The organism is Arenibacter algicola (genome assembly GCF_000733925.1).
Classification (GTDB): domain Bacteria; phylum Bacteroidota; class Bacteroidia; order Flavobacteriales; family Flavobacteriaceae; genus Arenibacter; species Arenibacter algicola.
In genome coordinates, this window is sequence record NZ_JPOO01000001.1 from 917,555 (window position 1) to 931,207 (window position 13,653).

The 13,653-nt window shown below is 39.9% G+C and carries 8 protein-coding genes and 2 tRNA genes; 4 read left to right on the forward strand and 6 right to left on the reverse strand.

Annotated features, from left to right (window positions below; translation table 11 throughout):
- Window positions 1-67: 67 nt before the first annotated feature.
- The 4 genes from U735_RS0103890 to mutS all read right to left on the reverse strand — a co-directional run bounded on the left by U735_RS0103890 (window position 68) and on the right by mutS (window position 4,843).
- Window positions 68-508 carry a hypothetical protein gene (locus U735_RS0103890; RefSeq protein ID WP_031442568.1) on the reverse strand — a complete coding sequence of 147 codons (441 nt, stop codon included), beginning with the start codon at window positions 506-508 and terminating at the stop codon, window positions 68-70.
- A gap of 1,297 nt (window positions 509-1,805) precedes the next feature.
- Window positions 1,806-1,889 (reverse strand) — tRNA-Leu (locus tag U735_RS0103905).
- 137 nt (window positions 1,890-2,026) lie between these two features.
- Window positions 2,027-2,099, reverse strand: a tRNA-Gly gene (locus U735_RS0103910).
- 167 nt (window positions 2,100-2,266) lie between these two features.
- Window positions 2,267-4,843 (reverse strand): DNA mismatch repair protein MutS, encoded by a 2,577-nt coding sequence (gene mutS / locus U735_RS0103915; protein WP_031442570.1) that lies wholly within the window; start codon window positions 4,841-4,843, stop codon window positions 2,267-2,269.
- Window positions 4,844-5,052: 209 nt separating this feature from the next.
- Here mutS and U735_RS0103920 point away from each other — a divergent pair, with 209 nt between their 5' ends.
- Entirely contained in the window at window positions 5,053-5,583 is a 531-nt protein-coding gene (locus tag U735_RS0103920; RefSeq protein ID WP_031442571.1) for an RNA methyltransferase, read from the forward strand.
- A gap of 523 nt (window positions 5,584-6,106) precedes the next feature.
- Here the strand turns inward: U735_RS0103920 and folK are convergent.
- Window positions 6,107-7,252 carry a 2-amino-4-hydroxy-6-hydroxymethyldihydropteridine diphosphokinase gene (gene folK / locus U735_RS0103925; RefSeq protein ID WP_031442572.1) on the reverse strand — a complete coding sequence of 382 codons (1,146 nt, stop codon included), beginning with the start codon at window positions 7,250-7,252 and terminating at the stop codon, window positions 6,107-6,109.
- A 184-nt stretch (window positions 7,253-7,436) separates the two neighbouring features.
- On the opposite strand from folK, the gene sppA reads away from it, so the two are divergent.
- Both sppA and U735_RS0103935 read left to right on the forward strand, forming a co-directional pair.
- Complete coding sequence (sppA, locus tag U735_RS0103930; RefSeq protein ID WP_031442573.1) at window positions 7,437-9,197, forward strand: signal peptide peptidase SppA; 1,761 nt, start codon at window positions 7,437-7,439, stop codon at window positions 9,195-9,197.
- A 433-nt stretch (window positions 9,198-9,630) separates the two neighbouring features.
- Window positions 9,631-10,524: an alpha/beta fold hydrolase gene (locus U735_RS0103935; protein ID WP_051891983.1), complete on the forward strand. Its 894-nt coding sequence runs from the start codon at window positions 9,631-9,633 to the stop codon at window positions 10,522-10,524.
- 103 nt (window positions 10,525-10,627) lie between these two features.
- Here the strand turns inward: U735_RS0103935 and U735_RS0103940 are convergent, their stop codons facing one another.
- Window positions 10,628-12,706 (reverse strand): DUF5723 family protein, encoded by a 2,079-nt coding sequence (locus U735_RS0103940; RefSeq protein ID WP_031442575.1) that lies wholly within the window; start codon window positions 12,704-12,706, stop codon window positions 10,628-10,630.
- A 138-nt stretch (window positions 12,707-12,844) separates the two neighbouring features.
- Here U735_RS0103940 and U735_RS0103945 point away from each other — a divergent pair, with 138 nt between their 5' ends.
- Window positions 12,845-13,570 carry a queuosine precursor transporter gene (locus U735_RS0103945; RefSeq protein WP_031442576.1) on the forward strand — a complete coding sequence of 242 codons (726 nt, stop codon included), beginning with the start codon at window positions 12,845-12,847 and terminating at the stop codon, window positions 13,568-13,570.
- The last annotated feature ends 83 nt before the right edge of the window (window positions 13,571-13,653 follow it).

A 13,653-nucleotide genomic window follows, 5' to 3' on the forward strand; every position in this document is an offset into this window, starting at 1 on the left:
TGAAATTTTAGGTTTAATCTTAGTGCATAAAAGGATTTCTACCTTAGCGGTAGGTATTCCTAAACGATTAACCTAAAGATGGTGGGCCCCGTAAATCGAGGGATGAGAGGTAAGGATTAAAATGATTGTTGGGTGAATGATAAATTGGCGGTTTAGAGTTTTGCCTACTATCAACGACATAAAATTCCTGAAAATCAGATGTAGGTTTTACCACATTATCATCTACGATAGTCTGCCGCTCAACGGTATTCCTTTTAAGTACAACAATATCGCTGGATACCGTGGAATGGACGTGCATATCCATAAAGAACCCAAAGAAACCGTATGGGGATTCTTCTTTCTCGTGAGAACTGTCATCGTGATGATGGTGTTCGCCAGTATGGGCAATATCTGAATGGGAATGCGTTTCCTCGTGCTGATGATGCAAATGTGGAAATGCCTGATGCAGCACCATTAGGCTAAACAAGCCCAAAAAGAAAAATGCCGATATTTTATTTGGTTTTTGCATCAACTACAAAAGTATGAAAATTATCTTTGGTAACAATAGGACAATTGTGCTGTAGTAAAAAGTTAAGCGTAATAGTTTATATCTTTTAGCGTTTCCTATTTCTCTGCTTGGTTAAATGCTTTGGGGCCAAAAAATCATACTGAGAAATGAATAAGCTGAGTAACATATTTACGATTACTTTTGATAAATATATGAATAATTGTATCCAGAAGTGCACAAGTAACAGGTGAGGGAACTCTACCGCTTCTGGGAATAGGATTATAGTAAGTGGTCTTTAATTATTTGAGATAGAACATTCCATGAAAATTTCAGGAACACCACCGCTAAAGAATCGAGAGTCGTTATTAACGATGCATAGGCAATCGTAAAATGTTCGTTGGTAAAATTGCTTGGTAACGCCTGTAGGAATTTTTTATTGCTATACCAGATTGCAAAACCTGGAAAAGCTAGCCGTTGAATTTTTAGAGAGTAAAAAATAATATGCAAAATAAAAAGCACTACGGTGATAGATTTGGATGGTTCATGGATGTACTTATGGGAGTAGACGACGGAATTTTAAATACTTCCTTGATAGTTTGTTTGTCATGTTTAATATGAAAATTGGTCAGACGGGCGACGGTAATTCCGTTCAGCCGCAAATCCTTTTCTTCTTTCATTTTTGGGAATGCCTTTAATTCACTGGCATATCAAATGGCAGTGCAAGGTTTATCGTATTTAAAATATCTGTCCATGATAGCTTTTTGTCATTTTAAAAGTGCAAGGCTATTTTCAACTTCATCGCCTATTTATGTGTCCACCTTTTTGCCCCGATCACTTCGGATAAACAGCGACATAGTATTGGCATCTATGAATCTGATACCGTTGTCCCTGCCGTTTGAGGGTAGATAAATGTCAGGTGTATGATCCTGACTTTTTGATGATATAGAAGATTTGCCACTTGATAGGGTTGGGAAGCCGATCTAATTGCCAATTTTCTAGTATCGAAGGTCAATAGTTTCTTTGGCGATAATCTCTCCTTTACTCAAAATTAGAACTTAAACGGCTCACTTTTTTTGAAGTTTAATATTTCTGAAGTGAAATCAATAATCAGTAAAAAAGTAAGTTATAGTGTATTTGTGTTGATTTGTAGTTTGATTTGGTTTGTGTCCCGAACCATAAGTTAAAATTGAATTCAATTGTAAACATTTGAGATCAAAAAGTCCAACTTGAAACCTATACACCCGAAAAATTAATTTGTTGTACCTATGTTGTACCTGAATAAAAAAAGCCAGCTTTATAAAAGCTGGCTTTTCCTTTGTACTCGAGGCGGGACTTGAACCCGCACGGACTAATGTCCATTGGATTTTAAGTCCAACGTGTCTACCAATTCCACCACTCGAGCCTAACTGCTCAGAGCAGTAGAGATTTTACAATGGAGCGAAAAACGGGATTCGAACCTGCCTGCAGCAGGCAGGCCCGCGACCTAGGTCGCTATACAGAACGATTGTCTATTGCCGTCTTTCAACTTTCAAGAAAATGAGCGAAAAACGGGATTCGAACCCGCGACCTCCACCTTGGCAAGGTGGCGCTCTACCAACTGAGCTATTTTCGCAATTTATGTAATGAACGTCGCATCCTTTTCTGATGCGGGAGCAAATTTAATACAATTCTATAAAAAGCAAAGAACTTTTCGCTAAAAAGAATCAAAATATTTATAATGTGCCCAAGGTGAATATTTTAGATGGGATTTAAAGGCCAATTGGCTATCAGGCACATCCCCTAGGCGTTTTTCTTTTTGGTGAGCAAACGCTTAATTTCGTTGAGTTTCATCAAGGCTTCAACAGGGGTTAAAGTGTTGATGTCCAAATGGGTTATTTCCTCCTTGATCTGTTCCAATAGGGGGTCGTCCAAATTAAAAAAACTTAGTTGCATTTCATTTTGCACCAATTGCAATTTATCGGAAAGCTCCTCGCTGGAATGTGATTTTTCCAGTTTTTTAAGAATCTTATTGGCTTTGTGAATCACCTGTTGTGGCATACCGGCCATTTTGGCCACGTGTATACCAAAACTATGCTCGCTACCTCCAGGGGTGAGTTTTCGTAAAAAGAGCACATTGTCCTTCAGTTCCTTTACGGACACATTGAAGTTCTTGATACGTGTAAATGTCGAGGTCATTTCATTGAGCTCGTGATAATGTGTGGCAAACAAAGTTTTTGCCCTAGCGGGATGCTCATGTAAATATTCCGAAATGGCCCAGGCAATGGAGATTCCGTCATAAGTGCTGGTGCCCCTGCCTATTTCATCCAAAAGTACCAGACTGCGTTCTGAAAGGTTGTTAAGAATAGAGGCTGTTTCGTTCATTTCCACCATAAAGGTAGATTCCCCCATGGAGATATTGTCACTGGCACCAACTCGCGTAAATATTTTGTCTACATAACCAATTTTGGCGGCATCAGCAGGTACAAAACTTCCCATCTGCGCCAATAATACTATGAGGGCCGTTTGTCTTAAGATGGCCGATTTACCACTCATGTTGGGGCCTGTAATCATAATGATCTGTTGCTCATCCCTGTTCAAAGTAACATCATTGGCAATATAGGCTTCGCCCAAAGGCAATTGCTTTTCAATAACTGGATGCCTTCCGCCTATAATAGATAGTTCAGTAGAATCGTCCATGTCCGGGGAAACGTAATTGTTCTCCTTGGCCAATTGGGTAAAACCACATAGACAGTCCAACTGTGCTATTTGAAAGGCATTGTTTTGTACTGGGGCTATGTATTCCTGCATCCAGACCACCAACTGGGAAAACAATTGTTGCTCCAAACTTAAAATGCGTTCCTCAGCACCTAATATTTTAGCTTCGTATTCCTTTAGCTCTTCGGTAATATAACGTTCGGCATTCACCAAGGTCTGCTTTCGGATCCAATCTTCCGGCACTTTATCCTTATGGGTATTCCGCACTTCTATATAATAACCGAATACATTGTTGGAGGCTATTTTCAGTGAACTAATTCCGGTACGTTGGGTTTCCCTTTCCAACATTTTGTCCAGGTAATCCTTGCCGGAAAAGGCCAGCCCCCTTAGCTCGTCCAATTCTGCGGAATAGCCCTTGGCAATGGTGCTCCCTTTTAGCATGTTTACAGGAGCTTCCTCACTGACCATTTCTTTGATTTTGCTTCTCAACATATCGCAGGTATGTAATTGGTCCCCAATAAGGCTCAAAGCTTCGTTCTTACTTTTGGTAGTAATCTGTTTTATGGGGACAATGGCCTCCAAGGAATTTTTAAGCTGCACAACTTCCTTGGGATTTATTTTTCCCGTGGCTACCTTGGAAATCAATCTTTCCAGATCGCCTATCAATTTTATGCCGCTCTGTAATTTTTGATGGGCAGCTTCGTTTTCGGTTAAATGCGTAATGACCTGATGTCTTCTTCGTATTTTTTCAATGTTCTTCAAAGGCAGGGCCAACCATCTTTTTAACATTCTACCGCCCATGGGGGAGATAGTCTTATCTATGACATCTAAAAGGGTAACTGCATTTTGATTGTTGGAGTGGTAGAGTTCCAGGTTTCTTATGGTAAACCGGTCCATCCAAATATGTTCCTCTTCCGCAATGCGCTGAAGGGTATTGATATGCTGTAACTGTCTGTGCTGCGTATCTGAAAGGTAATGCAATACAACCCCGGCCGCCACTATGCCATGGGTCAAATGGTCTACGCCAAAACCTTTAAGGCTTTTAGTTTTAAAATGATTGGTAAGTGTCTCCAGGGCATAATCATCCTGAAAGATCCAATCTTCCGTAAAAAAAGTATGGAAATTTTTGCCAAAGACTTCTAGGAATTCCTTTTTGTTTGCTTTTGAAACCAACACTTCGTTAGGGGAGAAATTTTGCAGCAATTTGTCTATCTGTTCCTCATTGCCTTCCGAAGTTAGAAATTCGCCGGTGGATATATCTACAAAGGATATCCCCAATCTTTTTCGTCCAAAATGGACCGCACATAAAAAATTGTTGGTCTTGGCCGATAGGATATCGTCGTTCATGGCAACCCCAGGGGTAACCAACTCGGTAACACCTCTTTTTACTATGGTCTTGGTAAGTTTCGGGTCTTCCAACTGATCGCATATGGCCACCCGTTGCCCCGCTTTTACCAGTTTTGGCAAATAGGTGTTCAGGGAATGGTGAGGAAAACCTGCCAGTTCTGTTCTGTCACCACCATTGTTACGGTGGGTAAGAATAATGCCCAGTATTTTTGAAGCCTTAACGGCATCTTCCCCAAAAGTCTCATAAAAATCCCCAACACGGAACAATAATAGGGCATCAGGATATTTCACCTTAATGGTATTGTACTGTTTCATTAAAGGGGTTACCTTTTTTGTTTTTCCCGAGTCTGCCAAAAGAGATTTTATTAACTTATTTTTGCATTCCTTTCCTAGACAACGAATGTAAGGTTTATCTACTGGAATGTACACTATTGTTGATATTTTGGGGATAACTTTATGCCGTTTTGACCTGGCTAATGTCATTGATAAAGTTAGGAAATTAGTAAAAATAAAAATTGTATTGAATGCGTAAATTGGAGAATAGCGAATTGGACCGACTTAATGTAGAAGAGTTTAAACAGGTGGAAAAAACGCCGATTTGTATTGTGCTGGACAATGTGCGGAGCTTGAACAACATTGGATCGGTTTTTAGAACGGCCGATGCTTTTTTGATAGAAAAGATATACCTATGTGGAATTACCGCAACCCCTCCGCATAAGGACATACATAAAACTGCCTTAGGGGCTACTGATAGTGTTGCCTGGGAACATAGGGAGAGTACCATGGAGCTTTTGGAAGAATTAAGGGAGGAAGGCTATACCTCCCTTGCTGTGGAGCAGGCCGAGAATGCGGTTATGCTGAACGACTTTAAGGTGGAAGAAAATAAAAAGTATGCCCTAATTTTTGGCAACGAGGTAAAAGGGGTTTCCCAGGAAGTGGTCTCTGCTAGCGATCTGGTCTTGGAAATTCCGCAGTACGGTACTAAACATTCCCTAAATATTTCGGTTAGTGTTGGCATCGTGGTCTGGGACCTTTGGGCCAAATTGAAATCATAAATCGATTTCCTTTCAAATTTCTAAAAACAACCACACTGTGGTTTTGTAGAACTACTTGAGGAAAAACAATTTAAATGAACTCTTTTGCCTATTATATGTGTCGGGAGTTAATTCTGCGGCCTTCTTGCGATTTGTAGACTTTTTCTGCAGAAGAGCTTGCAAATTTCGACTTTTTGGGCCGAACCCTGAGCGGAGTCGAAAGGTTGGACAGCAAAGAAACCGAGGGTCCATAAATACCTTTAAATAACAATTAGAAATTAATGAACTAAATCGCGGATTCAAGAAAATCGATGAATAACTATAGAAATCACTTGGGTAGAGTCAATTAAAAAAGGAACTTGTTTAAAACCAAAAACCCAACCGATTAGGTTGGGTTTGGCACTATATAGTTTGAGTTAGTTAGTTTAAAACCTTAAAGTCCTTACATCGTTTTTATGATGTGCCATTTGGCTGAAAACGACTTTATTGGAGGCGCAAGTAAATAAATTGATTTGTACTGTGCAAATAATATGTGAAAATTATCTTAAAATGAGAGTTTCACGGCATATTTCTGGATTTGGTCCAGAATTACTTCGTAATCGGCCGGATTTTCAACGAAATCCAATTCACTAATATCCAATACTAGATTATTTTGCTCAGGAAAACTTCGTATATAATCAAAATACCCACGGTTTAGCTGTTCCAAATATTCCGGGGCTATATTCTGTTCGTAACCTCTTCCCCTTTGCTTTATATTGCGTAGTAAGCGTTCCGTGTTTTGGTACAGGTATATATATATTTTCGGCTTTTTTATCTCTTTGTACATTAGGTTAAAAAGCTTTCTGTACAGTTTAAATTCTTCTTCCTGAAGGGTGACCTTGGCGAAAATTATGGATTTGTTAATGTCGTAATCGCTTACCATAAAGTTCTTGAACAGATCAAACTGGGAAGTATCGTCCATAAATTGCTGGTAGCGATCTGCCAGAAAGGACATTTCCAAGGGGAAGGCAAACCTACCTTGATCCTCATAAAACTTAGGTAGAAATGGGTTGTCCGCAAACCTTTCCAAGACCAATTTTGCATTAAAATCCTGGCCAATCTTATGGGCCAAGGTTGTTTTTCCCGCGCCAATATTTCCTTCAATGGCAATATATTCCAATTGGGAAAATAACTGTGATCTGTTCGTATATAGCTTATGGGGCGTTTTTGTAATATTACTTTTGTCCTTGCATTCCTGTAATAGGTTTCTGGTATCCTTATTTAGAATTGGATGGTAGAACTGTGGTGCTATGTCTGCCAAGGGTCTAAGTACAAACCTTCTCAATTGCAAGTTGGGGTGGGGGATGGTCAGTAAATCGGTATTAACGATTTCCTTATCAAAATATAGTATATCGATATCGACGGTCCTAGAGGAGTAGCCTGTTCCCTTATTCCTCTCCCTGCCCAACCTTGTTTCTATTTCCAGTAATTTTTCCAAAAGAGCGGTTGGGGTAAGTGGGGTTTCTACCTTAATGCACGCATTGAAGAAATTGTCACCCTCAAAACCCCAAGCCGGCGTTTCGTATACTGGGGATGTTTTTATGACTTCGCCCACATTGGCTTGAATTAAGAATACCACCTCCTGCAAATGGTTGAGTTTGTCCCCAAGATTGCTTCCAAGTGAAAGATATGTTGTTGTGGTCTTGTTCATAATAGGCGGGCAAAGTAAACAAAAGTAATTAACTTCATAAAGGGAAATACCAAAAACAGGACCAATTTTTAGTGGTCTTTCCTAAATTGTGTATAAGGAGGTTGCAGGCTAAAAATTCAACATTTATAATTGCAACAATCCTACATTGGTTATCTTTGCAAGTTATTAGCAATACATACGAGGAATGAACTTTTTAAGAAATTTATTAGCTGCAATTATAGGATGTCTCATAGCTTTTGGAATCATGTTTGTCATGTTTCTTGTTTTAGCAGCCCTCATCGGTCAAGGCGAGGATACCGTTGTGGTCAAGGATAATTCCGTTTTGGAAATTCAATTACAGACCCCTATCAATGATTATGTGGGGATGGATGAATCCAATCCCTTTGCAGGACTCTTCAATGTAAATCAGGGATTGGACGAGATATTGCATGCCATTCGTGTTGCCAAGGAAGACAATAAAATAAAAGGGATTAGCCTAAATAATAATGTGCTTATGGCCGGTTTGTCCCAAACTCAGGCCATTCGGGATGCCTTGACCGATTTTGGTGAGAGCGGAAAGTTTATATATGCCTATGGGGACTTTTATACGCAAAAGGACTATTATTTGGCCAGTGCGGCCAATGAGGTATTCCTTAATCCAGTTGGCGCCATGGATTTTAAAGGATTGTCTACGGAAGTTTTATTTTTTAAGGATCTTCAGGAAAAGTCCGGTATTAAAATGGAAGTGATTCGGCATGGGAAGTATAAGAGTGCTGTAGAGCCTTTTTTGGCCAATGAAATGAGTGAGGCCAATAGGACCCAGATCAAGGAGTTGTTGGATGCCTTATGGCAATCCATGCTTACCAATATTTCGGAAAGTAGGGATATCTCTGTTGAAGATTTGAACCAGATTGCGGATACTTTGGGTACACGTACCTCAAAATATGCGGCGTTATCCGGGTTGATCGATGAGATAGTGTATTTCGATGAATACGAAAGCATGATCAAGGAAAAAATAGGGATAGATACGGCAGAGGATATCAACTATGTCCCAATATCCGATTATATACGAACTGCTGGCAAAATAAAACTCAATAGTGGTAATGATAAGATTGCTGTGATCTTTGCGCAAGGAGAAATCTGGTACGGGGAGGGAGGCTCCGATGTAATTGGTCAAGGAATTATTAATGACGCCCTAAAAAAAGCCAGGGAAGATAAGAATGTAAAGGCAATAGTGTTGAGGGTAAATTCCCCGGGAGGCAGTGCATTGGCCTCCGATATTATTTGGCGCGAGATCGAAATTACCAAGCAATCCAAACCAGTGGTGGTCTCCATGGGCGATGTCGCTGCTTCGGGAGGTTACTACATTGCGGCGGGAGCCGATAAGATCTTCGCCGAACCTACTACGATTACCGGATCTATTGGCGTTTTTGGAACTGTTCCCAATATAAGTGAACTGGCCGAAAATATAGGGATCAACGCCGAACAGGTGGGGACCAACAAGAACTCGGTAGACTATTCCTTCTTTGAACCTATGAACGATAGTTTTAGAAGCAACGTTTTGGAAGGCATAGAAGCTACCTATGAAACATTTTTGGACAGGGTGGCCCAAGGCCGTGGCATTACCATGGCACAGGCCGATAGTGTTGCCCAAGGTAGGGTATGGAGTGGGGTAGATGCCAAGCGCCTGGGATTGGTAGATGAATTGGGGGGACTGGATGAGGCTATTGAAGCGGCTGCTAAAATGGTAGGTTTGGACAACTATGGAATAAGAAAACTTCCCAAGTACAAATCGGATTTTGAGAAGTTAATGGAAGATTTAGGAGGTGCAACAACCAAAAGCAAGGAAAGCATTATTCAACAAGAAATCGGGACTGAGGCCTATGCCATCCTAAAGGAAATAAAGCAGGCAATGCAAAATAAAGGGATTCAGGCCAGAATGCCGTTTACCTTGAATATCAAATAGAAAATTTGATCCGAATAGGATTCAATTAAAATGACCGTGCAAATACATCTGGACGGTCTTTTTGATTTTATATAAGTACTTAGATCTTAGGTTTTAAGCATAAATAACTATACTTTTTCCCAATAGTTTGGGATGTTGCAATCGTCATCCTAACCATTACCTTAAATTTTATTAGTGAAACTCAATTTTGAGAAGTCAGTAAGACGCACTGAAAATTGTAAGTTGAACTAATCCCGCCTTTTTCGGCGGGATCTAGGTTCAATACCTCGACCCTTGGGTCAATTCCTATTATTGGGTTCAGGGCCTGCCTTTGTCAGACAGGCTTGCCCTGGGGTTTAATACCTTTTATTATTCGTCAAAAATCACATCTTTATGCGATTTCATGAATATTACACATTGCCTAAGTTTACCCGAATATAAAAAACTAGGTGGAATGAACAGATTGAAATTGGTTGGTTCTTTATTGCTTTTTTCCGGTTTTTTTTCTTTTGGACAAAGTGCAATTGATGATCTTAAAAAGGAATATGATAGTTTAACAAAAAACTCCATATATGGCAACAATCCGGCTGCTGGGAAATATTATGACATTCGGGGTTTCAAAATGTATTGCGAAACCTACGGTGAAGGGGCTCCATTGCTCTTAATTCATGGCAACGGAGCCAGTATCAGTACTTTTGTTAAACAGATACCATTTTTTTCAAAAAAGTATAAGGTTATTGTAGCCGATAGCAGAAATCACGGTAAATCTGTAGATAAGTTGGATTCCCTGTCCTACGAAATGATGGCGGATGATTATGCAGCCTTACTGTCGCAAATGAAAATTGATTCTGCTTATGTTCTTGGATGGAGTGATGGGGGCGTAAATGGCTTATTAATGGCAATAAGGCATCCCGAAAAAGTAAAAAAATTGGTCATTACAGGGGCTAACTTGCGGCCTGACTCTTCAGCAGTTTCACCGGATGTATTGAAAAGGGTTACCAAGACCTATAATATGTTTGAGAAAATGTTTAGTGGAAAGGAAGCGAAAACACCACTGGATTCTATTGTTTATAAGTATATAAAGCTATTGGTAGAACAGCCAAATATTCCTGTGGACGAATTACATAAAATAAAGATACCCACTTTGGTTGTGGGAGGGGATCACGATGTTATTAAACCAGATCACACCCTTGAGATATTTCAAAATATTCCAAAGGCATATCTATGGATTTTGCCCAATTCCGGACATTATACTTTGGTGACCCATACAGATGAATTTAATAGAACTGCCAGTGATTTTTTTACTACGAAATACAGGAAGATTGTGGATCGGGATCGGGATTTTTAGTTTGGGAAATATAGGTTTCGCCTTAAGACTTTTAAATAGGCGAAAAAAAAGGCCGTCCCACAACTGGTGGGACGGCCTTTTTCTATTTGGTTTAATTTATTAATTAGTTTTTCACCAGGTTTATTTCCACTCGTCTATTCTCTGCGCGTCCCGCTTTGTACATGTTGGTAGCAATGGGCTTGCTTTCCCCATATCCAATAGCAGTAAGTCTAGCACTGTCTATTCCCTTGTCTACCAAGAAATTCTTGACGGAAAGTGCACGTTCCTCGGAAAGCTTTTGGTTGGCAGGTACACTGCCTATACTGTCCGTATGACCTTCAACCGTGAAAGTGGCATTTGGGTATTCGTTAAGGATCTTTATAATGTCAACTAGGACATTGGTAGATTCAATTTTGATGGTAGCCTTTCCCGAGTTGAACAAAATAGTCTTGGCATACTCATTTAAGATTTTTTGAACTTCCTCGGTAAGCTCCGGACATCCGTTGTTGGCAACCGTTCCTGGCACTTCGGGACAATTGTCATCCTTGTCCAATACGCCATCAGCATCAGTATCTGGCCATGGACATCCTTGGTTTTCTATAACTCCAGCTTCCTCAGGACAGTTGTCGTCCTTGTCCAATACACCATCATTGTCGGTATCCTCCCAAGGACACCCATTATTTTCTATAATTCCTGCTTCATCTGGGCAATTATCATCCTTGTCCAACACCTGGTCGCCATCCGTATCCGGCCAAGGGCATCCATTGTTTTCTATTGGTCCCGGAACCTCAGGACAACCATCTACCTTGTCCAATACACCATCCTCGTCCTTGTCTTTTGGCCTGGATTGGTAAATAGGTATTTTAAGTCCGGCATAAACGTCCGCACCTTTGGATTGGTCACTGGTCAATACTGTTAAAATGGATCCAGAACCCACATAAAGCGGTCCTGCCCTTAATCCTGCACCCCACTGTACGCCCAAATTTTGTACATAGCTTACCGGGGAATAAAAACTGAACCATTTGCTTTCGAACCTAGGGGTAAGCGAAACAATATTGGCAATACTGTTGGTATTGGAATTACTTTTTGAGGTTAGTGACAGGTCACTATTTAGATTCAGGTAAAAGTGATTGTTTATATTCCAATCGGCGTTTAAATGCAGGGCGGTAGGTAAAACGGCTTTTGATGCGTTACCTGACCTGATTTGAGTGTACAGATTGTTCAACTTGTCCTCAAACCCCTCTTCGTTGTCAATATCGTCCTCGCTAATGGAATTGGTAATATCATAGGCATTTTCTGGGCCATCGTATTTAAGGCTTCCTAGATCGGTCAACGATAATCCAAATTTCAATTTGTATTTGTTGATGTCCTTTGGTGCGTATGGATTACCGTCCTTATCGGTAACGGTATAGTCAGCAAAATTAGGCCTCCATTCGTAAATAATACCTAGGTCTACCCCAAAGCCATCTGCAGCCTTGACAAATTCATAGTCTTCAAAATCGTTGGTGATGTTATCGCTGTTGCCATAGGCTATTTCTCCTTGGGAGTCAATACTTCCTGTAGTTCCCGATCCATCGGCATCATAATCTATAACTATATTCTTCCCACTGGAATAGGCATTTCCGTAACCCATTAGGTATTTTAGGGAGATACCTCCCTTTAAAAAATGCTGCTCTTGGTCCATAAGTACCGTGGCATAGGTAATTCCTGTTTCTGCCCAGGCATTGGCGCTCATTTGATAATCGCCCTCGTTTACATTGAAATCTTCGTTTTCATCAAACTCATTGGAAATATTATCATAAGTATCTCCGTTAATATCGTTAACATTAAAAAATACCCTTCCTCGGGTGAAAATTGCCAATGAATTACGGGAATTGATGTTGAACATGAACGAGGGCCCTAAAATGTCAACATTGCCATAGGCGTTGTTGGCATTTTTTGGGGATTTTGTTCCATCATCGTCAAAATCAAAATCGTCTTTAAGAATATCCCCGAATTTTGCACTGTAATAGTCGTTTCCAATAAGTCCGCTAACCCCTATGAGGTTGATGTCCGTTTTAAATCTCGAATCAACGATATTTGCGGGATTGGAAATAAGGCCATGCACCCCATTGTAATTGTCAGTTCCAAAACCAATGTAAGATTGGCCATGTACCGTTGCGGCAATTAAAATAATGAATGCTGTTAAAATGCTTTTGTTCATACTTAAAAAGTTTAGTTTATTTCTTTTTTATTGTTAATCGATACCTGTTCGTGTAAATTTGGTTTTTTTCAAGGGTCAAAGTGTAGGAACGCTTTAATTGGAATTAAATTATAAAATGTTAAAATTTATAATGCTTCTATGGTATACACAGTATTAAAAGAGAAGGATAGAAGGCTGGCTTTTAAGATTTATCTCTATTTGGGGGCATTGTTCATTACCTCCTTGGTAGTTTCCAATTTAATTTTTCAAAAATTCTTTTATTGGAGGCCTTTTGGCGATGTTACAGTCTTTGGAGCACCATTATTTGAAATCTCGGTGGGTATTTTGCCTTATCCCCTTACATTTTTGATTACAGACCTTATTTCGGAAATTTATGGCAGAAAAAAGGCAAACCAAATTGTAACTGCAGGGATATTTGCTTCTTTTTTTTCAATGGGAATTGTATTATTGGCCAATTGGGTGCCGGCATTGCCCAGTTCTCCGGTGCAGGATGAGATGTTTAGCCATGTATTTGCCCTGTCGCCAATTGCTGTATTTGCCTCTATGTTGGCCTATCTATTTGCCCAATATGTGGATATTGGGATATATCATTTCTGGAAAAAACTTACCAATGGAAAACATCTTTGGCTTCGCAACAATTTCTCGACCTACCTTTCCCAATTCATAGATACTTTTACCGTAGTTGGCCTTTTGTGTATCTTTAAGGTACTGCCTTGGTCCATGTTCTACGGCCTGGTGATCAGTGGTTTTATATTTAAGGTAATTGTGGCCTTCTTGGACACCCCTTTCCTTTATTTCTTCGTATATCTCTTTAGAAGGCGATTCAATTTGAAAGTAAATCAGGAAATTGACCTTGAGGCATAATAAAACTTGCTTTTCGCTGTTCTTATCGAGTAGGCCAATATTTTATATACAGTAATGGTGAACTGGCAGTGATGGAAGTATTC